Raw genomic sequence first — 19,099 nt, 5'->3', positions numbered from 1 at the left:
CTCCTGAGCAAGGCTGCCTTCCGGAAGGGTAATAACGCAAGTCCGACTCAACTAAGAACTACAAGAGGTGTGTTATGACGACGGCAAAACGCTTACCACTCATCGCGGCAATGGCAACCTTGCCCCTGGCGATCGCCAGTGCCCATGTCCAGGCCCAGTCCACGGAGATGGCCATCGCCACCATCCTGCCCGAGAACATGAGCAACAACGAGGTCTACCCGGCCTTGGTACACTTCAAGAACCTGGTCGAGATGCGCACCAACGGCGAAGTGGAGGTGAGCATCTTCGGCAACAGTCAGCTTGGCTCCGAGGTGGAAACCGCTTCCGAGGTTCAGGGCGGCCGCACCTTGCAGTCGACCATCATCACCACCGGCGCCATGTCATCGTTTTACGATGATTACCAGCTGATGACGGCGCCCTTCCTGTTCGACAACTGGCGCCAGGCCTGGACGTTCTTCGACAGCGAATGGTTTGCCGACTTCATGTCCGGCACCGTCGAGGAAGCCAACATGCGTTATCTCGGCACCTTCGATGACGGCGGTGGGTTCGTGGCCTTCACCAACAACGAGCGCCTGATCGAGACGGTGGAAGACCTCGAGGGGTTGAATATCCGCACCGAGGAAAATCCGGGCCATGTGGCGATCATGAAGGCACTGGGTGCCTCGGCGACCCCGCTGCCCTGGGGGGAGGTGATTACCGCCCTGGAAACCGGCCTGGCCGATGGTCAATTCAACGCCCCGATACTCAACACTACCTTCAATTTCGATGAAGTGACCGATTACACCACCCTGACGGGGCACGTTTACAACAGCGCTGCCTGGCTGGTCAGTGAAGACTGGTTCCAGAGCCTGACCGAAGAGCAGCAGGAAGCGATTCTCGTCTCGGCGCGTGAAGCCGTCGCGATCGGTCACGGCATGTCCGGCGCTCTGGCCACCGCCAGCTGGGAAGAGTCGTGCGAGCGCTTCGAGGAGTGCTACATCATGCCTACCGAGGAGCGCCAGCGCATGGCCGATATCGCCCGTCCCGAATGGCGGAATTGGATCGTCAATGACTTCGGCATCGAAGCCGACAAGGTCGATGCCTTCCTCGAGGAAGTGGCACGCGTGGGTGAGCAAGTGAGCGAATCGGATGTGTCCATCTACGGCCGTTGAGGGTCGATATAGAAAGCGCTGATATCGATTCGCCACCCATCGACCGGTCGGGACTTTCCGCCGGTCGATGTTGCCTGTGAGGTTACTTGATGCAGTTACTTCAGCCCCTTCGCCGCCTGAGCGATGCAGTCAATCAGGTGGCCATCGTGATGTGTGTGGCCTGCGTGCTGATCATGCTGGGCATCTCCTTCACGGCCTTTCTCTATAAGCTGGTCACCGGCAGCACCTTGAGCTGGACCTATTCCCTGGCGCGGCTGTTTCTGCCCTGGATCGGCTTTCTTTCCATGACTATCTCGTTGCGCTATGGCGAACATGTGGCCATGACCCTGCTGGTGCGTAGCCTGCCACGGGCGCTGCTGAATGCAGCGGCGGGGCTTTGCCTGGCGGTAATTGCGTTATTCGCGGTGATGCTGGTGTGGTATGGCTGGGGTTACTTCCAGGGCGCCACCCAGGTCTACATGGTGTCCGACCAGATTCAGATTCCCAGCAAGTTCACCGCCATCGTGATTCCGCTTTCCGGGGTGATCATCCTGCTTCATCTGGTGCAGGGGTTCGATCTGCTCGAACATTTCATCGATGACGCTACCCAGCTCGATGAACTGATCAAGGCCAATGAAGGGGAGAGCCGCTCATGACGCCGGCAATCGTGACGTTTGTGGTGTTGTTGCTGATTGGCGCACCCGTCGCCGTGGTCATGGCCATGTCCGGTCTGGCGGGTGGTTTTGCGATGGGCGGGGAGCGCATGCTGGGCATCATTGCCGACCGCATGTTTTCAGGCGTGTCGGGCTTTCTGCTCATCGCCGTGCCGTATTTTATCTTCACCGCCGAACTGATGAACCAGGGCGGGCTTACGCACAAGTTGATCAACTTCAACAATGCGTTGTTCGGCCGCGTTCGCGGGGCGCTTTCCCATGTCAACGTCTCGGTGTCGGTGTTCTTTGCCGGTCTGACCGGCGCGGCGATTACCGATACCGTCGCTATCGGCAAGATCATGATTCCGGAGATGAAAAAGCAGGGGTATGACGCTGAATATGCCGCGGCGATTACCGCCTGTTCGTCGATAATCGGCCCCATCATTCCGCCAAGCGTGGTGATGGTGGTGTATGCCACCCTGTTGCGCGATATCTCGGTGATCGATCTGTTCGCCGGCGGGATTATCCCCGGCTTGCTGATGGCAGTTGCATTGCTGGGGGTGAGCTTTTTCCTGGCCTGGAAGCGCGGTTATCCCAAGCAGGCACCCACTCCTTTCAAGGTGGCAATGATGTCATTCGTGCTGGCGCTGCCTGCGATGATCGTGCCGTTGATCATTCTGGGGGGAATTCTATCGGGGCTTACCACCATTACCGAGGCCTCGGGGTTTGCCGCCGTCTATACCATCATCATAGGTGTGGTGTTTTACCGTAACCTCAACTGGCGCAAGATATGGGATGCGCTGGTGGTTACCGTGCGCTTCTCGGGGGTGGTGTTCTTCCTGCTGGCGACCTCGGCGGTACTCGGCTGGTTCGTGACCCGTTCGGGCATCGCTCGAGATGCCTCGGGTATCATCACCACTTTCAGCGACTCGGCGTTTCTGCAGCTGATGCTGGTGTGCCTGTTGCTGCTGCTGATCGGTACGGTGATGGACGTGCTACCGGCACTGGTGGTGGTGGCCCCGGTGCTGGTGCCGGCGATGATCCAGTTGGGGTTCGACCCTCTGCACTTCGCCATCCTGATGATCGTGGTGCTCAACATCTCCAACGTGACGCCACCGGTAGGCATGACATTGATGACGGCGGCCCGTATTGCCGAGGTGCCCTACGAGCGGGCGATCATCGCTTCACTGCCATTTTACGTGGCCTTTATCGGTGTCATCGTGCTGTTGGCCGCTTTTCCGGCCTTGTCGACCTGGATTCCGTCGCTGCTGGGGTAGCGATTCATCGCAAGGATCTCATTGCAAGGACAATACTTCATGAAGTTGTTTTATCATCCGGACCAGGAGCGCCATGCGCCACCCACCTTCCTGCTGCATGGCCAGCCGGCCCCCTCGCCGGAAGGGCCGCAGCGGGCGCAATTGCTTTCCCAGGGCCTGGCCCAGGTCGGTCTTTCCCTCACCGCGCCGACCGAAACCGACACGCCGCAGTTGCGCAGCCGCCTGGCGCGTATCCATACGCCGCGCTATCTGACCTTCCTGGAAACCATCCATCAGCGTTGGCAGGCCATGCCCGGGGCGGCGGAAATGGTGGCGCCCAATATCCATCCCTGCGGCGGCGGTTACCACTACCCACGCCATCCGGTGGGCCAGGCGGGATGGCATCTTCATGACATGGCCTGCCCCATCAGCGCGACCAGTTTCAGCGGTATAGTGGCCAGCGCGGCGACGGCGCAGGCGGCGGCGGATGCCGTGGTCGGCGGCGAAGAGCAGGCATACGCACTGTGCCGCCCGCCGGGACATCACGCCGGTCCCGATCGTGCCGGTGGGTTCTGCTTTCTGAATAACTCGGCTCTGGCCGCCACGGTGCTGCGCGAGCGCTTCGAGCGCGTGGCGATCATCGACGTGGACCTGCATCACGGCAACGGTACCCAGGATATCTTCTATACCCGCGGCGATGTCTGGACCGGCTCGCTGCATGCCGACCCGTCCGACTTCTATCCCTTCTTCTGGGGCGGCGCCGACGAGACGGGCAGCGGCGAAGGAGTGAGCGCTAACGTCAACTTACCACTGCCGGTGGGTAGCGGCGGCGCGGCATTTCTAGCCGCGCTGGAACAGTTGCTGGAGCGCCTCGAGGCGTTTCGCCCCGAGGCGGTAGTGGTGGCGGTGGGGCTGGACGCCCACAAGGATGACCCTTTGGCCGGCTTGACGCTGGAAACCGAGGAGTTCCTGCCGGTGGGGCGGCGCCTGGCGCAACTGCAACTGCCCACGGTCCTGGTTCAGGAGGGGGGCTACCCCACCGAGCACCTCGGCGCCAACCTGGCGGCCTTCATGCGGGGCTTCCAGCAGGGTGCGGCGGCCTCATGAAACGGACCGGTTTTTTCTGGCACGAGCGCTGTTTCTGGCACGACCAGGGGGCGATCGGCGTATTTTCCGCGCCTGGTGAATTTCTCCAGCCCCAGCCCGCCTCGGAAAGCCCCGAGAGCAAGCGGCGGCTGAAGAACCTGCTGGAGGTCTCCGGCCTGATCGACGAGCTGGAGGTGATCAAGCCGGCGCCCGCTGCACGAAAGGACCTGGAGCGCTTTCATACGTCGCGCTACCTGGATGAACTGGAAGCCGGCGACCGGGCCCGTGGCGGCAACGGCGGCGATTGCGCCCCGTACATGCCCGGCAGCCTGGCGGCGGCCAGGCAGTCGGCGGGGCTCGCCATTGCCGCGGTGGAGGCTGTGGCGACGGGGTTGCTGCAAAACGCCTATGCCCTGTGTCGCCCGCCGGGACACCACGCCGAAGCGGATCAGGGGCGGGGCTTCTGCCTGCTGAGCAATATTCCCGTGGCGGTGATGCGCGCCCGTGCCTTGGGCCAGGTCGGGCGCGTGGCGATATTCGACTGGGATGTCCACCATGGCAACGGCCAGCAGGCGGCGTTCAATCATGATCCCGATGTATTTACGTTGTCGCTGCATCAGGCGGGAAACTATCCCCTGGATACCGGCTTTTTCGACGAGCAGGGCGTCGGCGACGGCGAAGGTGCCGACTTGAACCTGCCACTGCCGCCGGGTTGCGGTATCGGCGCGTATGATTACGCCATGGACAAGCTGGTGCTGCCCGCCCTGGAAGCCTTTCGCCCCGACCTGATCGTGGTGGCGTGCGGCTACGACGCCTGCGCCAAGGACCCCCTGGGCAAGATGCTGCTCAACAGTTCCGCCTTTGCCAGCATGACCCGCAAGCTCAAGCAGCTGGCCGAACGCTGCTGCGAAGGAAAACTGGTGATGGTGCACGAAGGCGGTTACTCCGAAGGCTATGCACCGCTGTGCGGACATGGCGTGATCGGCGAACTGGCGGGCAGCCGGATTACCGTGCCCGACCCGCAGGATGCGGAAATCGCGGCCTGGGCCTACCAGGACCTGCAGCCGCATCAGAAAGCCTTGATCGATGACTGGCATGACCAGTGGCGCGCTGCCGGTCGCCTCGGTTAAATGCCGCTTTAATAAAGGAAACACGATGACACCGCTATACGATCGCGATGGCTGGATCTGGCAGGATGGCGAGTGGCTGGCCTGGCGCGACGCCAAGACCCACCTGCTGACGCATACCCTGCACTACGGCATGGGCTGTTTCGAGGGCGTGCGGGCCTATGCCGGGCCCAGCGGCACCCATCTGTTCCGGTTGGCCGAGCACACTCGCCGTCTCGCCGATAGCGCCCACGCGTTGGATATGCCCCTGGCCTTCAGCGAGGCGGAACTGATCGAGGCCCAGCGTGAGTGCCTGGCGCGGAACTCGCTGACCAACGCCTACCTAAAGCCGACGCTGTACTTCGGCGCGGAAGGCCTGGGCTTGCGTGCTCAGGGGCTGACGACTCACGTCGTGGTGGCGGCCTGGGACCTGGGCGACTATATCTCTCTCCAGGCCGCTGCCATCGGCCTGCGTGCCTTGACCTCGTCGTGGTCGCGTCATCACGTCAACATCAGCCTGTGCCGGGCCAAGACCAACGGTCACTACGTCAACTCCATCCTGGCGCTCAATACGGCGGTCAAGGCGGGCTTCGACGAGACCATCATGCTCGACCCGGAAGGCTACGTGGCAGAGGCCTCCGCGGCCAATGTGTTCCTGCTCCGCGATGGCGTCCTTCACACCCCGGAAGTCACCTCCTGCCTGCAGGGCATCACCCGGGATAGCGTTATCCAGCTGGCGCGGGGCGTGCTGGGGTTGGAGGTGCGCGAGCGACGTATTACCCGCGATGAGCTGTATACCGCCGACGAGGCGTTCGTTACCGGCACGGCGGCGGAAATCCTCCCGCTGCGCGAGCTGGACGGTCGCCACATCGGCGCCCGGGCGGGAGCGCCCAAGGTCGGGCAGCCGATTGCCGGAGATAGCGTGACCGCGCAATTGCAGCGGCTCTACCACCAGGTGACGCGCGGCGAACTGGAAGGCGAGCTGCAGGCGTTCCAGCACTGGCTGACGCCGGCGTAAGGGCGCCGGCCACTCGGGCACTAGAGTCGCTTACTTGACGGCTTCCCCTTTTACGACGTCTTCGAGAATGGCCAGGCGACCCGGTACCAGGGCATCTTCCACGGCGGTAATGCGTAGGATATGCCCCAGGGCGGGGTTGGCGGGCCGTGCGATCAGGCGTCCCGCTTCCAGCAGTTCACGGTTGATGCGCTCGCCCAGTTCGGCGCTGGCGAGGCGGATACCAATGAAGTTGGTGGCGCTCGGCAGAACCTCTGCTCCCAGTCGGCGAAAGTGTTCGGCCAGGCGCTCACGACGGGCTTTCACCGCCTCGATATGCGCCTCGACCTCGTCGGGATGATCCAGCACCACTTCGGCGGCGGCCAGGGTCAGGGTGGATACCGCATAGTGAATACGCACCTTCATCATCATCGCCAGGACCTCGGCGTCGGCGATGGCGTAGCCGATACGCAGCCCGGCCAGGCCGTGGGCCTTGGACAACGTGCGCAGGCGAATCACGCCGGGAATGACCTCGGCGGCAAAGGGGCCTTGCGCATCGTCGCGAAAGTCATGGTAGGCCTCGTCCAGCAGCAGCCAGCACTCCTCGGGCAGCTCGGCACGCAGCCGGCGTATGGTGTCGTCACTGTGAAGGTGGCCGCTGGGGTTGTCGGGGTTGGCGAGGTAGACCAGCCGGGCGCGCTCCCGATGTGCCGCCTCGATCAGAGCTTCGATATCCGGCGCCAGAAGGCCCGGCGCTTCCCGGTAGGGCGGCTCCACCAGGCGGCAGCCCTGGCCCTGGGCGAAATATGCGAAGGTAGGATAAGTCCCCTGGGCACAGGCCACCACGGCGCCGGGCTCGGCCACGGTGCGTAGTGTCAGGGCGATGAGGCTGTCGGCACCGGCATCCACCAGCAGGTTCTCCAGCGGGATGCCCTGCTGGCGACTCAGGCGCTCGCGTACCCCCAAGGCCTCGGAGTCGCCGTAGCAGTAGACATGCTCCGCCAAGGCATCGCCGAAATGCTCGCGCAGGGCGTGGTGGGGCATGTCGAGGCCTTCGTTGGACCCCAGCCGATGGGGGATCTCGCGACCGATGCGGCGTTCGAGTACCTTGATGCCCGGAAATGGGTTGGTGGGGCCTTGGCCGGTCAAGTGCTCGGGGTAGCGGGGCATAGCATTTTCCTAGGTATTCGGTTGATTCAGTTGCCAGTCGAGGTGGTCGTCGAGCCGTGGCCGAGGACCTTGTGGCGATTGAGCAGGCCCAGGGGGTCGAGGGCGTGCTTGAGAGTATGCATCAGGCGTATCTCCTCGGCCGAGCGGGAGATTCCCAGCCACGGGCGTTTTTCGGTGCCGATGCCATGTTCCGCCGAGACCGAGCCGCCCAGCTCGGCCAGCGGCTCGTAGACCAGGCGCTCCACCGCATGGCGCGTGTCAGGGTCGGCGCTGCCCACGCTCACGGAAATATGCAGGTTGCCGTCACCGAGGTGACCGAATACCACCAGGCGCCCTTGGGGCCAGCACCGCTCGACGGCGCGCTCGAGCTGCCCGGTATAGGCGGACATGGCGGCGATGGGCAGGCTGACATCGAAGGTGAACAGCGGTGCGAGTGTCTGGATCAGTCCTTCGATATCCTCCCGGATCGCCCACAGGGCGTCCCGCTGGGTCTGTGAGTGGGCGACGACCGCATCGACGATCAGCTCCCGCTCCAGTGCCGTTTCCAGGGCATGGTTGAACTGCTCGCCGTGGCGTTCAGCCTCGCTGCCCAGGGACGCCACGATTACATAGAAGGGGTGCTCCACCGCGATGGGTGGCGTGTGGCGGCCGCTGGTCTCGGTCAGCAGGCGGTAGTGATTCTGCCACATTACCTCGAAGGCCCCCAGGCTTCCGCCCAGGGACTTGCTCATATGCGCCAGCAGGCCGGTCAGGGCGTCGAATGACGGGCAGGCGACAAGAGCGGTCTGCTCGTCCGGCGTGGGCGGCTGCAAGCGAAGCACCGCTCGGGTCACGATGCCCAGGGTTCCCTCGCTGCCGATGAACAGCTGCTTGAGATCGAAACCGGCGTTGTTCTTCAGCATGCGGTTCAGCGAGCTGATGACGGTGCCGTCGGCAAGCACGGCCTCGAGCCCCAGCACCTGCTGGCGCATCATGCCGTACCGGATCACGCGGATGCCGCCGGCGTTGGTGGCGATGTTCCCGCCGATGGTGCAGCTGCCGCGGGCACCGAGGTCGAGGGGAAACTGCAAGCCGGCCTCGACGGCGGCCTCCTGGACCCGCTGCAACGGTGCTCCCGCCTGGACGGTAAGCGTGCAGCCCACCTCGTCCAGCGCTTCGATGGCGGTCATGCGTTCCAGCGAGACGACCAGTTCGTCGGGTTGCGCGTCGCCGCCATGAACCAGTCCGGTCAGGCCGCCGTGGGTGACGACCGGCTGGCGAGCGGCGTGGCAGGCCTGCATCACGCGGGACAATTCGTCGGTATCGGCCGGGCGCACGATCGCCCCGGCCCGGCATGCTGCACCGGTCATCCAATCGGCTTGGCGAGCGCTGACGTCTTCTCCCGTCAGGACGTTCGAGGAACCGACGATTCGTCGCAGCGCATCGAGGCTGATGTGCATGGAATTCATATCCTTGTCTCATGGACGTTCGTTCAGGCCGGTGCGGCGACCGCTTCTTCACGACCGGGAATGGCGGCCAGCAACTCTCGGGTATAGCTCTCTTGAGGCGCCAGGAAAATCTGCTCGGCACTGCCCTGTTCCACGATCCTGCCGTGCTGCATGACGATGATACGGTCGCAGACCTGTGCCGCCACGCGCAGGTCATGGGTAATGAACAGCAGCGACAGCGAGAGCTTCTGTTTCAGCTCCTCCAGCAGTTCCAGCACCTGGGCCTGGATCGATACATCCAGCGCCGAGACGGCTTCATCGGCGACGATCAGTTCGGGGTTGAGCGCCAGCGCCCGGGCGATGCCGATACGCTGGCGTTGTCCTCCGGAGAACTCGTGGGGATAACGCTCGGCGGCGCTGGCGCCCAGGCCGACCAGGCCGAGCAGCTCAGCCGCTTGCTTGAGAGCCTCGCCCTTGGCTACGCCGTTGGCGATCGGCCCCTGGGCAATCGCCATGCCCACCTGGGTACGGGGATTGAGCGAGGCGTAGGGGTCCTGAAAGATCATCTGTACCCGCTTGCGTTCACGGCGCAGGCTATCGCCGTGCAGGGTGGTGAAATCCACTCCGTCGAGCAACAGTTCGCCGCTGTCGGGGCGCTCCAGGCGTACCACGCAGCGGCCCAGGGTGGATTTGCCGGAGCCGGATTCGCCCACGATGCCCACGGTTTCGCCCCGGGCAAGGGTGAAGGAGATATCGTCCAGCGCGCGCACCTCGCGTGAGGGCTTGAATAGCCCGCCCCGTGAACGAAACACCTTGTCGAGATGGCGCACCTGGAGCAGCGGGACCTCCTCGGTGACCTCGCGATGGGGCGGCACGGCATTGCTGGGAATGGCGTCGATCAAGGCGCGGGTATAGGCGTGCTGAGGATTTTCCAACACAGCCCGGGCGTCACCCAGTTCGACGATATTGCCGAAGCGCATCACGCAGACCCGAGTGGCGATCTCCGCCACCACGCCGAAGTCGTGGGTGATGAACATCACCGCCATGCCCCGGCGTTCCTGCAGGTCGCGAACGAGCTTGAGGATCTGGGCCTGGGTGGTCACATCCAGCGCTGTTGTGGGTTCGTCGGCGATCAAGAGTTTCGGCTCTAGCGCCAGCGCCATGGCGATCATCACGCGCTGGCGCTGGCCGCCGGAGAGCTCGAAGGGATAGGCGCGAATGGCCTTTTCCGGCTGCGGAATGCCGACCTCTATCAGCAGTTCCAGGGCTTTCTCTTGGCGCTCCTTGGTATTGAGGCGTCCATGGGCCTCGAAGACTTCGGCAATCTGATCGCCGACTCGCATCAAGGGGTTCAAGGCGGTCATGGGTTCCTGGAAGATCATGCCGATATGCAGGCCACGCAATTCCCGGTGCTGCTTTTCGCTGAGGCTGAGCAGATCCTGGCCGTCGAACAGGATTTCCCCCTTGACCGGACGAACCCCCTTGGGCAACAGGCCCATGACGGCATTGGCGGCCATCGACTTGCCCGAGCCGGACTCGCCGACGACGCACATGATCTCGCCGCGATTGACGTCGTAGCTGACGTTCTCCACGGCGTACTCCCGGTCGGCGCCCTTGGGCAGCGCCACGCATAGATCACGAATACTCAGAACGGCTTCGCTCATGCTGGTCTCCTAGTGACGCTCGCGGGCGAGTTTGGGGTTCAAGGCGTCATCCAGCCCTTCGCCCACCAGGTTCAGGGCCAGCACGGTGAGCAGGATGGCGAAGCCGGGAAAGAAGCTCAGCCACCAGGCCTGGCGGATCACGGTCCGTGCAGCACCGATCATGTAGCCCCACGACATCACGTTGGGATCGCCGAGGCCAAGAAACGAAAGCGCAGACTCGAGCAGTATCGCCGTGGCCACCATCAACGATGCCAGCACGATGATCGGCGAGAGCGTGTTGGGCAAGATCTGGCGCAGGATGATGGTGGTGTGGGTCTGTCCCACCAGGCGGGCCGCCTCGACATATTCCCGTTGGCGCAGCGACATGAATTCGGCTCGCACCAGGCGCGCCACCGGCGGCCAGCTGACGATCGCGATGGCCAGTACGATCGAGGTCACGCTGGGTTGCATGATCGCCACCAGCACGATCGCCAGGGCGAAATTGGGAATGGTCTGGAAGAACTCGGTGAAGCGCATCAGCAGGTCATCGAGCCAGCCGCCGTAGTAGCCGGCAATGGCGCCCAGCGGTACACCGATGATCAAGGCCACCACGGTGGAGACCAGGCCGATCAGCAACGACACCCAGGCGCCGTGCATCAGGCCGGCGGCAACGTCGCGGCCCATGGTGTCGGTACCCAGCCAGAAGCCCTCGACTTCCATGGGCGAGAGGAACGGACGCTGCACCATGCGCCAGGGAGATTCAGGGTAGAGCAGGGGGGCCAGCACGGCCATCAGGATGATCACCCCGAGAATGATCAGGCCCACCAGGGCTCCGCGGTTCTGGGCGAAACGGGCAAAGAAGCTCATGTTCCCTCCTTGATGCGCGGGTCGGCCAGCCGGTACACCAGGTCGGTGATGATATTGAATACGATGACCAGGGCGGCGGAGAAGAAGAAGATACCCAGCAGCAGGTTATAGTCGCGTTGCATCAAGGCTTCGTACATCAGGCGGCCGATGCCGGGCCAGGCGAACACGGTCTCGGTGAGGATGGCGCCGCCCACCATCTGTCCCGCCTGCAACCCGGCCAGGGTGATGATCGGCAGCAAGGCGTTACGCAGGATATGGCGCCGCTGGATCACCCCGGGTTTCAGCCCCTTGGCACGGGCGGTCTTGACGAAATCCTGCTGGGCGGCGTCCAGCATCGAGGTGCGCGTCATGCGGGTGTAGATCGCCATGAAGAACAGCCCCAGGGTGGTGGCCGGCAGCACCAGATGCTTGGCCACGTCCAGCACCAACGCCAGGCCGGTATACCCGGCGCCCACCGTTACCATGCCGTAGGCCGGGAGCCAGTCGAGATAGACCGAGAACAGCACCACGGCCATCAGCGCCACCCAGAACAGCGGCGTGGCGTAGAACACCAGGGCGAGGGCCATGATCAGCGAGCCGGACGGTTTCTTGACGCGGGCGGCCGCGAGAGCCCCTGCGATGATGCCCAGAGTCAGGGAGAGCACGAAGGCCGCGCCGGTGAGCAGCAACGTGGCGGGCAGGCGCTGCAGGATCAGGTCGAGCACCGGCATGTCCAGGCGATAGGAGTAGCCGAAATCGAGCATGACGATACCCGAGACGTAGTGCCACAGCTGCACGTAAAGCGGCTGGTCGAGACCGAAACGTTCACGCAGCTGGTTGATGAATTCCTGATCGCTGGCGCCGGCTTCACCGGCAAGGATCGCGGCGGGATCGCCCGGGGCCATCTGGATCAGGAAGAAATTGAATATCACGATCAGCAACAGGACGATGACGGCCTTTAATAGCCGCATCACGATCAATCTGGCATACAGCATGCGAAAGCCTCTGCAGCGTTGGTGGCGAGGGAGGCAGCGATGCTGGACGCCGCCTCCCGTTCACGCGATCAGCGGTCGAGCCAGGCGTCCCTGAAGCCCTCGTTGACGCCCACGCTGGAGTTCACTAAATCCTTGACGTCGCAGCGGTAGATGGTCGGGAAACCGAGCTCGAGCAGCCAGCCTACCGGCACGTCCTCATGCAGGATCTCCTGAACCTCGTGATAGAGCTCCTCGCGCTCGGATTCGGGATAGGCCGTGGCGGCTTCCTCGAATAGTTCGTCGACCCGCTCGTTCTCGTAGCCCTCGACGTTATTCCACGGCGAGCCCTTCTCGATGTTGTCGGAAAGGTAGGTGCGCGAGATTCCCAGGGCGGGATCGCCGTACTGGTACAGGTAGGTGAAGGCCAGGTCATAATCCCACTCGTTCAGGCGCTGGTTCCAGCCGCCCACGTCGGTGGCTTCGGTTTCCACCTCGATCCCCACTTCGCGCAGGTTCTGCTGTACCGCTTCTGCCCAGCGGGTCCAGGTTTCCCCATAAGGTAGAGGCAACAGGCGTACCGGCTCGCCGTCGTAGCCCATCTCGTCGAGCAGTTCGCGGGCCTTTTCCGGGTCGTGATCGTAGGGTTCCAGGTCGTCGTTCTGGAAACGAGCGTTGGAGCCGAAGGCGGAAAGCGGCACGTTACCCAGGCCGTTCCACAGCACGTCACGGGCGAATTCACGATCCATGGCGTACATCACCGCCTGGCGGAAGCGCTTGTCGGCGGTGGGCCCTTCGCGGTTGTTCATCCACAGCATGGCGAAGGGGCTGAAATACTCGTTCCCTTCTTCGGTCATGCAGACGTTGTCCATGCTGGAAAGCCGGGGGATATCGAAGTTTTCCACGGTGCCATTGGGCAGGACGTCGACCGTACCGTTCTCGAAGGCCACAGCCCGGGATGCGCCATCGGGAATGATGTGCCAATTGATGCCATCGAGATAGGGCAAGCCTTCCTCGTAGTAATCCTCGTTCTTGACCAGTTGGATGACGGTGCCGCGATCCCAGTTGTCGAACTTGAACGGACCGGTGCCGATGGGAGGCCTATTGGCGTCGTTGTCGCGGAAGTCGGTGCCTTCGTAGATGTGCTTGGGCACCATGGTAAAGGTGCCCGCTTCGAAGGATATCAGGAAGGGGCCGAAGGGCTGGGCCAGGGTGAATTCCACCGTATGCTCGTCGATCGCCTCGATGCTTTCCACATGCTGCAGGACGGCACGGGCGCTGGGGTTGAGGTCACGGTGGAACACGTCGGCGGAGAACACCACATCCTCGGCGGTGAAGGGCTCGCCATCGTGCCAGGTGACGCCTTCGCGCAGATGGAAGGTATAGGTCCGGCCGTCATCGCTGACTTCCCACGACTCGGCCAGCTGCGGAATGGGTTCCAGGTCGGTGGTGTAGCGCAGCAGGCCTTCATAGATATTACCGGCCACGGTGCGGGTCGGGGCGTTCTGGATCATGCCCAGCACCAGCCCCGGCGGTTCCGGCTGGACGATGGTGTCGATGACGCCACCGCTTTTTGGCTCTTCGGCGAAAGCGAAGGTCGCGGATAGCGCAGCGGCGGTAACCGCCAGGGCTAAGGGTGTCTTCATGGTCCTGCTCCTGTATTGTTGGGCTGTTGGCGAGCGAGGCGTACGAGGAAAAGCCCGATGATTTATTGTTGGTGGCGGCTGCGCTGTTGTATCGGCTTTAGGTGGATCAAGGTTTGACTTGTTTGATGCGAGCGTCGTCCTGACAAGCCGTTTGGTCTTTCACGCAGCTTTACTGAACATAGCAGCGGCTTTTTGAACTGTCGACAGTCGGCAATCGACCGTCGACAAACGTGCGCTTTGCGTCATACTGACCCCCAACGCGATACTTTCAAGAGCCTCCGAGAGCTTGTGTCCATGCCTTCTTCTTTCGTCTTTGCCGAACCAGTCATCAAGCAGCGCAACCTGGTCGAGCAGGTGGCGGATTATTTGACAAAATCCATTATCAATCAGCACTTTGTTCCTGGAGAGCGGCTTTCCGAAGTGCAGCTGGCAAGAGACTTGGGAGTGAGCCGGGCGCCGGTCAGAGAGGCCGCCAGGCTGCTGGAGAGCCGGGGGCTGTTGATCTCCAAACCGCGAAAGGGGTTTTTTGTCAGGGCGTTGAATAGCGTTGAACTGAATGACGTATTCGATCTGCGCCTGTGCCTGGAACGCCATGCCATGGAGCGGCTGGTGGAAAACTATAGTGAACAGGCGCGCCATGCCCTTGAGGCGCAGGTCAAGCGCTTGTGCGAAGCCGCCGCAGGCGATAGCGAAACGCTGCGCATCGAAGAGGACCTGCAGTTCCATCGGCTGTTGATGGAGCTGTCAGGTAACGAGCGCCTATTGAAAGCCTTCGACGATCTAGGACATGAGTTGCGCTTGTGTATCACCCTGATTACCAAGACCCATGAAGACCCTGACACTATCGCCACGAGCCATCACAAGCTGCTCGATGCGCTGGCCGCAGGCTGCCCACGGCAATGCAGGGAAGCGATCGACTACCATATCGGCGTGGCGCGGGACTATGTGGTGCGCGGCGTCGATGAGCTGCGCTAGGGCGCCTGGGTGGCGGCTTGCCAATAAGCCACGGTGGCGGGAGTGACGTAGCCCTGCCGTGTGCCTATGTCGATGAAGGATTGTTGTACGGCGCCGGCCAACTCGGGCTGCCCGGCGAGATGCAGGCTGCGGATGATCCGCGTGATGCGTAGATGATTGTGCCCGCCGCGCTTCAACCAGATATGCCGGGTGGGATCGAGCCCCGCCGTCGCGCTGATGACCAACCCTTCGCGTTGCAAGCCAAAGAAGTCCAGCATCACATCCAGTGAAGTGCGCTGGCGAGCCTGCATGGTGGGTGACTCGTGAAACTGGCGCCGGGCCTCCTCATCCAGCAGAGGGGCGAACGGATTGAAGCGACCCGCTTCGGGGATGGGAAACAGCCACTGGATATAGTCGTGGGTATGTTCCAGCCAGAAGTGTGACAACTCCCAGATATCCTCCAGCGTGCGGCCCTGGTGATCGGTGGCGTGATTCAGGTAGAACGCCATCAGGCGTTCGGCATGCTCACTCATGAAGCGCTTCCCGGCAAGTTGAGGGACGAAGCCGCGCTCCGTCCATGTGGAAACGTTCAAGCTTGCCATCAACGGCCGAGAAAGTCGCGCAACTGCGCCTCCGCCTGCTCGATGGCAACGACGCCATCCAGGTGGCCGCGGTTGCCTTCCAGGGTTTGAAGCTCCACCTCGGCTCCTCCCGCCTCGATCAATTCCGCGGTACGGCGTACCCCCGAGGGCGAGAAGACCAGGTCGTTCTCGCTGTAGAGCATCAGCGTGGGCGCGGTGATGGCGGCAAGACCCTCTTCCAGGCTGTCGCCGTGGCCGGCGATAAAGGTCTGGTTGGCCTTGACCAGATAAAGCAGGTGGTTGGCATCGGCCTGTTCGGCGCGTGCGGCAGCGATGTCATCGAGTGTCTTCTCGATGGCGTAGCGGGCATTGATATCCTCCGCCGGATCGGCATCCTCCTCGGCCCAGCTGCGATCGAAGGTCTGGTTGGCCCACTCCCAGTGGTTGGCATTGAGCGTGACCAGTTTGAGCGCTTCCTTCAAGCCATCCAGCGGTGGCTCGCCTTCGTAGTAGTCCCCTTCGTTCCAGTTCGGGTCCAGGCGAATGGGCGCCGCCCAGGAGCTCAGCGTGGCCAGCAGCCATGGGTCGGCCACGCCGCTTCCGATCACCGGAATCAAGCGCTCCACCTGCTGCGGATAGGCCGTTGCCCACTCGATGGCTTGCAGTGCGCCCATCGATGCGCCCATGAAGGCATGCAGCTGGTCGATATCCTGACTCTCCAGCAGAGCCTTCTGGACTTCGACGAAATCGCGGATGGTGACGACGGGAAAATCGAGCCCCCACGGCTCGCCGGTCTGCGGGTTGATGGAGGCGGGGCCGGTGGTGGTGACATTGGCGGCGTGGGCGTTGAGGTTGACCAGCGTGTCCGAGGAGATGATGTAGTACTTGTCGGTATCCAGCGCCTTGCCGGGACCGATGATGGCGTCCCAGTACCCGGTGGGCTCGCCGTCTTCGCTGTAACTACCGGCGGCGTTGCTGGTGCCGGAGAAGAAGTGGGTGATCAGGATGACGTTGTCGCGGGCGTCGTTGAGTGTGCCGTAAGCTTCCCAACCTACCGCGAGATCCTCGATGGTCTCGCCGCCCTGGGTGGTGAATTCCTCCATCTCGAAGACCTGTTTTTCTACGACCTCATCCCAGGCCAGGGACGACGTGGCGAACACGGCACAGTAGGCGAATAGCAAACCGGTGGCGAGCAGTGGCCGCACGGCCGGTACGTATCGTTGTGCTTGTCGTTGGGTATGCAGCGTTATCATGGCGATTCCTGTTGTTGTGATTGTTGTCGTTGAGATTACTGCTTCTGAAATACTGCTTGAAACGTTAGTGGCATTCACAGCATAGCCGTGCCATTGGGCACGGCTATGAGAAATCCTGCCGTTTCAGTTCAGGCCGCTGGCCTGGCGCATCATCCAGCGCTTGGCAGCCGGCAGGTGTTCGCTGAGCTGCAGGCCCAGGTCCCCCAGGCGGCGCAGAGGCTCGGGGCCGGTGAACAGGTGATGGAAGCCATCGGTGGCGGTGAGCATGGCCTGGTTGGCCAGGCGGCGCTGCAGGGCGAAGCGGCGCAGGTCCCGCGCGTCGCCGGGGTCCTCGCCCAGCAGGATCGTATCCGCCAGGCTCGCGGCATCGTGCAGTCCCAGGTTCAACCCTTGGCCGGCCAGAGGATGCACCACATGGGCGGCATCGCCGATCAGTACCAGGCGATTGGTGGTATAGCGTTGCGCATGCTGGCGCTTGATGGGGAAACCGGCGCGCCCGGTAATACGCGTGATCCCGCCCAGACGAGCGGGAAAGCTGCGCTCGATGGCCTGGGTCAGAGCATCATCATCGAGGGATTCGCGAACGGTGGCGGAGGCTTCCTCGTCGTACCACACCAGCGACGCGCGATGGCCCGGCAAAGGCAGCATGGCCAGCGGCCCCGTGGGAGTGAAGCACTGCCAGCTGGTATCCTGCTGGGGAAGCTCGGTTTCCACGTTGATGATCAGGGCGCGCTGATGATAGTCGTAGGTGCTCACCGGGATGCCGACAAGCTCGCGCAGCCGCGAGCGGGCTCCATCCGCTCCTACCACCAAGCGCGCACTCAGCGAGCGGCCGTCGTCGAGTTCCACGAAGCGGCTACCCCGACCCGCCAAGGTGGCTACCGGGGAGCAGTGGGTGTAGATAGTGGCATTGGAAAGCGTCTCGAGGCGTTGCCACAGGGCGTGCTGCAACGCCTGGTTCTCGATGAAAACACCGAAGCGTTCCAGCTCGCTATCGGCGGAGGAGAACAGACTGTGGCCGCCGCCGCCCTGGCTCCAGACTTCGATATGGCGAAACGGACACAGGCGGTCCTCGGGCAGCAGCGTTCCACCGTCCTGGATCAGCTCCAGTGAACGAACATTGAGCGAAGAGATGCGCAGGTCGTAATCCCCTTCGGGTGCCGTGGGCTTGTCCCCGCGTTCGACCATGCCGATGGAGAGTCCGGCGCTGGCGAGGCGTGCCGCGAGCGCGGCACCGACCATGCCGCCCCCGATGATAAGAATATCGTGATCGACCTGCATGAATGTGCTCCTTGCTGCATAGTAGCTGCCACTATTATCGACCTGGTCTGTATAAACAGGGTCTGTATAAACCTAGTCTGTATAAACAGGGTCTGTATAAACCTAGTCTGTACAAACTTGGTCTGTATAAACATGGCCTGTATCACCATAGTCTAGCGTACCCGCCTGTTCTGGAGGAAAACGCCGTGCCACCTGTTACCGCCAAGCCCGATTATCGCGACAGCCGCGCAAACGCGACCCTGCCTGGTGTCGAGACCATCGATAGCATAGACGCCGCGGGTCTGGCGCTGGCGGATTTCCTGCGCGACCATCCCAGGCTGTTGGTGATCACTGGCGCCGGGGTGAGTACCGATAGCGGCATTCCCGATTATCGCGACGCCGCGGGCCGTTGGAAGCGGCCTCCACCGGTGCAACATGGTGATTTCATGGGCTCTCTCGCGGTGCGCCGCCGGTACTGGGCCCGGGCGTTGGTGGGTTTCAAGGCGCTGCGCGAAGCGCAAGTCGGTGGTGCCCACCGCGCCCTGGCGAGACTGGAAGCCCTCGGCCATGTCGATACCCTGGTGACCCAGAACGTCGACCGCCTTCACCAGCGCGCCGGATCGCGACGGGTAATCGACCTGCACGGGCGTGCCGATCTGGTCAAGTGCATGCAGTGCGGCTACAGCATGATGCGCCACGCTCTGCACGACCAGCTGGCTCGCTTGAACCCAGCCTTTGCCTCGCTCAAGGCCCAGCATGCGCCGGACGGCGACGCGGATCTGGAAACCGACTTCGCTGATTTCAAGGTACATGACTGCCAGCGCTGCGGCGGAATATTCAAGCCCGATGTGGTGTTCTACGGCGATGTGGTGCCTGCCATCCGCCGGCAGCAGGCGGAGGAGGGCCTGGCGCGGGCGGATGCGGTACTGGCAATTGGCACCTCGCTGATGGTGTTCTCGGGGTATCGTCTGTGTCGCCAGGCCCACGAACGGGGCATGCCTGTTGCTGCGCTCAACCTGGGCGTGACCCGCGCCGACCCCTTGCTCTCGCTCAAGCTCTCAGCTCCGTTGACCGCTGTGCTGGAGGATACGCTGGCTCGGCTTGGCGGTTCACGATGAAACGT

General features: G+C 62.8%; 17 protein-coding genes. 8 read left to right on the top strand and 9 right to left on the bottom strand.

Features of this window, described 5'->3' with window-relative positions:
* The first annotated feature begins 74 nt into the window (after positions 1-74).
* From dctP to R5M92_RS09440, 6 genes are all read left to right on the top strand, one after another.
* A complete protein-coding gene (dctP, locus tag R5M92_RS09465) occupies positions 75-1,151 on the top strand; it encodes a TRAP transporter substrate-binding protein DctP (RefSeq protein ID WP_346795679.1) in 1,077 nt (358 codons plus the stop codon).
* Positions 1,152-1,240: 89 nt separating this feature from the next.
* A complete protein-coding gene (locus R5M92_RS09460; protein WP_346795677.1) occupies positions 1,241-1,786 on the top strand; it encodes a TRAP transporter small permease in 546 nt (181 codons plus the stop codon).
* Positions 1,783-3,060: a TRAP transporter large permease gene (locus R5M92_RS09455; RefSeq protein WP_346795676.1), complete on the top strand. Its 1,278-nt coding sequence runs from the start codon at positions 1,783-1,785 to the stop codon at positions 3,058-3,060. The genes R5M92_RS09460 and R5M92_RS09455 overlap by 4 nt, the downstream gene beginning before the upstream one ends.
* A 39-nt stretch (positions 3,061-3,099) precedes the next feature.
* Complete coding sequence (locus R5M92_RS09450; protein ID WP_346795675.1) at positions 3,100-4,146, top strand: histone deacetylase family protein; 1,047 nt, start codon at positions 3,100-3,102, stop codon at positions 4,144-4,146.
* The gene (locus R5M92_RS09445) at positions 4,143-5,255 is read left to right on the top strand and encodes a class II histone deacetylase (RefSeq protein WP_346795674.1); all 1,113 of its coding nucleotides are present in this window, start codon (positions 4,143-4,145) and stop codon (positions 5,253-5,255) included. The genes R5M92_RS09450 and R5M92_RS09445 overlap by 4 nt, the downstream gene beginning before the upstream one ends.
* A gap of 25 nt (positions 5,256-5,280) precedes the next feature.
* Complete coding sequence (locus R5M92_RS09440; protein WP_346795673.1) at positions 5,281-6,249, top strand: branched-chain amino acid transaminase; 969 nt, start codon at positions 5,281-5,283, stop codon at positions 6,247-6,249.
* Positions 6,250-6,279: 30 nt separating this feature from the next.
* On the opposite strand, the gene R5M92_RS09435 is transcribed toward R5M92_RS09440, so the two are convergent.
* From R5M92_RS09435 to R5M92_RS09410, 6 genes are all read right to left on the bottom strand, one after another.
* A complete protein-coding gene (locus R5M92_RS09435; RefSeq protein ID WP_346795672.1) occupies positions 6,280-7,395 on the bottom strand; it encodes a pyridoxal phosphate-dependent aminotransferase in 1,116 nt (371 codons plus the stop codon).
* Between the two features lie 26 nt (positions 7,396-7,421).
* A complete protein-coding gene (locus R5M92_RS09430) occupies positions 7,422-8,834 on the bottom strand; it encodes an FAD-binding oxidoreductase (protein WP_346799328.1) in 1,413 nt (470 codons plus the stop codon).
* Positions 8,835-8,866: 32 nt separating this feature from the next.
* Positions 8,867-10,486 carry an ABC transporter ATP-binding protein gene (locus tag R5M92_RS09425; RefSeq protein WP_346795671.1) on the bottom strand — a complete coding sequence of 540 codons (1,620 nt, stop codon included), beginning with the start codon at positions 10,484-10,486 and terminating at the stop codon, positions 8,867-8,869.
* Positions 10,487-10,495: 9 nt separating this feature from the next.
* A complete protein-coding gene (locus R5M92_RS09420) occupies positions 10,496-11,332 on the bottom strand; it encodes an ABC transporter permease (protein ID WP_346795670.1) in 837 nt (278 codons plus the stop codon).
* Positions 11,329-12,306, bottom strand: coding sequence for an ABC transporter permease (locus tag R5M92_RS09415; RefSeq protein WP_346795669.1), 978 nt, complete (start codon positions 12,304-12,306; stop codon positions 11,329-11,331). The genes R5M92_RS09420 and R5M92_RS09415 overlap by 4 nt, the downstream gene beginning before the upstream one ends.
* Before the next feature lie 68 nt (positions 12,307-12,374).
* Positions 12,375-13,928 (bottom strand): ABC transporter substrate-binding protein, encoded by a 1,554-nt coding sequence (locus R5M92_RS09410; protein WP_346795667.1) that lies wholly within the window; start codon positions 13,926-13,928, stop codon positions 12,375-12,377.
* 294 nt (positions 13,929-14,222) lie between these two features.
* Between R5M92_RS09410 and R5M92_RS09405 the strand changes: the two genes are divergently transcribed.
* The gene (locus R5M92_RS09405) at positions 14,223-14,903 is read left to right on the top strand and encodes a GntR family transcriptional regulator (RefSeq protein ID WP_346795666.1); all 681 of its coding nucleotides are present in this window, start codon (positions 14,223-14,225) and stop codon (positions 14,901-14,903) included.
* On the opposite strand, the gene R5M92_RS09400 is transcribed toward R5M92_RS09405, so the two are convergent.
* The 3 genes from R5M92_RS09400 to R5M92_RS09390 all read right to left on the bottom strand — a co-directional run bounded on the left by R5M92_RS09400 (position 14,900) and on the right by R5M92_RS09390 (position 17,997).
* The gene (locus tag R5M92_RS09400) at positions 14,900-15,415 is read right to left on the bottom strand and encodes an opioid growth factor receptor-related protein (RefSeq protein WP_346795665.1); all 516 of its coding nucleotides are present in this window, start codon (positions 15,413-15,415) and stop codon (positions 14,900-14,902) included. The genes R5M92_RS09405 and R5M92_RS09400 overlap by 4 nt on opposite strands.
* Before the next feature lie 68 nt (positions 15,416-15,483).
* Positions 15,484-16,716: an E22 family MetX-like putative esterase gene (locus tag R5M92_RS09395; RefSeq protein WP_346795664.1), complete on the bottom strand. Its 1,233-nt coding sequence runs from the start codon at positions 16,714-16,716 to the stop codon at positions 15,484-15,486.
* 123 nt (positions 16,717-16,839) lie between these two features.
* The gene (locus tag R5M92_RS09390) at positions 16,840-17,997 is read right to left on the bottom strand and encodes an FAD-dependent monooxygenase (RefSeq protein WP_346795663.1); all 1,158 of its coding nucleotides are present in this window, start codon (positions 17,995-17,997) and stop codon (positions 16,840-16,842) included.
* Positions 17,998-18,236: 239 nt separating this feature from the next.
* Here R5M92_RS09390 and R5M92_RS09385 point away from each other — a divergent pair, with 239 nt between their 5' ends.
* Entirely contained in the window at positions 18,237-19,094 is an 858-nt protein-coding gene (locus tag R5M92_RS09385) for an NAD-dependent protein deacetylase (RefSeq protein ID WP_346799326.1), read from the top strand.
* Positions 19,095-19,099: the final 5 nt, after the last annotated feature.

Source organism: Halomonas sp. Bachu 37, from assembly GCF_039691755.1.
Taxonomy (GTDB): Bacteria; Pseudomonadota; Gammaproteobacteria; order Pseudomonadales; family Halomonadaceae; genus Vreelandella; species Vreelandella kashgarensis.
Note: the sequence above shows the minus strand (reverse complement) of the source record. Positions and strands in the feature narration are given on the sequence as shown.

Bases quoted from the DNA above. Each gene is read 5' to 3' on its own strand.
- dctP (WP_346795679.1), top strand. From the start codon at position 75: ATGACGACGGCAAAACGCTTACCACTCATCGCGGCAATGGCAACCTTG.
- R5M92_RS09460 (WP_346795677.1), top strand. From the start codon at position 1,241: ATGCAGTTACTTCAGCCCCTTCGCCGCCTGAGCGATGCAGTCAATCAG.
- R5M92_RS09455 (WP_346795676.1), top strand. From the start codon at position 1,783: ATGACGCCGGCAATCGTGACGTTTGTGGTGTTGTTGCTGATTGGCGCA.
- R5M92_RS09450 (WP_346795675.1), top strand. From the start codon at position 3,100: ATGAAGTTGTTTTATCATCCGGACCAGGAGCGCCATGCGCCACCCACC.
- R5M92_RS09445 (WP_346795674.1), top strand. From the start codon at position 4,143: ATGAAACGGACCGGTTTTTTCTGGCACGAGCGCTGTTTCTGGCACGAC.
- R5M92_RS09440 (WP_346795673.1), top strand. From the start codon at position 5,281: ATGACACCGCTATACGATCGCGATGGCTGGATCTGGCAGGATGGCGAG.
- R5M92_RS09435 (WP_346795672.1), bottom strand. From the start codon at position 7,395: ATGCCCCGCTACCCCGAGCACTTGACCGGCCAAGGCCCCACCAACCCA.
- R5M92_RS09430 (WP_346799328.1), bottom strand. From the start codon at position 8,834: ATGCACATCAGCCTCGATGCGCTGCGACGAATCGTCGGTTCCTCGAAC.
- R5M92_RS09425 (WP_346795671.1), bottom strand. From the start codon at position 10,486: ATGAGCGAAGCCGTTCTGAGTATTCGTGATCTATGCGTGGCGCTGCCC.
- R5M92_RS09420 (WP_346795670.1), bottom strand. From the start codon at position 11,332: ATGAGCTTCTTTGCCCGTTTCGCCCAGAACCGCGGAGCCCTGGTGGGC.
- R5M92_RS09415 (WP_346795669.1), bottom strand. From the start codon at position 12,306: ATGCTGTATGCCAGATTGATCGTGATGCGGCTATTAAAGGCCGTCATC.
- R5M92_RS09410 (WP_346795667.1), bottom strand. From the start codon at position 13,928: ATGAAGACACCCTTAGCCCTGGCGGTTACCGCCGCTGCGCTATCCGCG.
- R5M92_RS09405 (WP_346795666.1), top strand. From the start codon at position 14,223: ATGCCTTCTTCTTTCGTCTTTGCCGAACCAGTCATCAAGCAGCGCAAC.
- R5M92_RS09400 (WP_346795665.1), bottom strand. From the start codon at position 15,415: ATGAGTGAGCATGCCGAACGCCTGATGGCGTTCTACCTGAATCACGCC.
- R5M92_RS09395 (WP_346795664.1), bottom strand. From the start codon at position 16,716: ATGATAACGCTGCATACCCAACGACAAGCACAACGATACGTACCGGCC.
- R5M92_RS09390 (WP_346795663.1), bottom strand. From the start codon at position 17,997: ATGCAGGTCGATCACGATATTCTTATCATCGGGGGCGGCATGGTCGGT.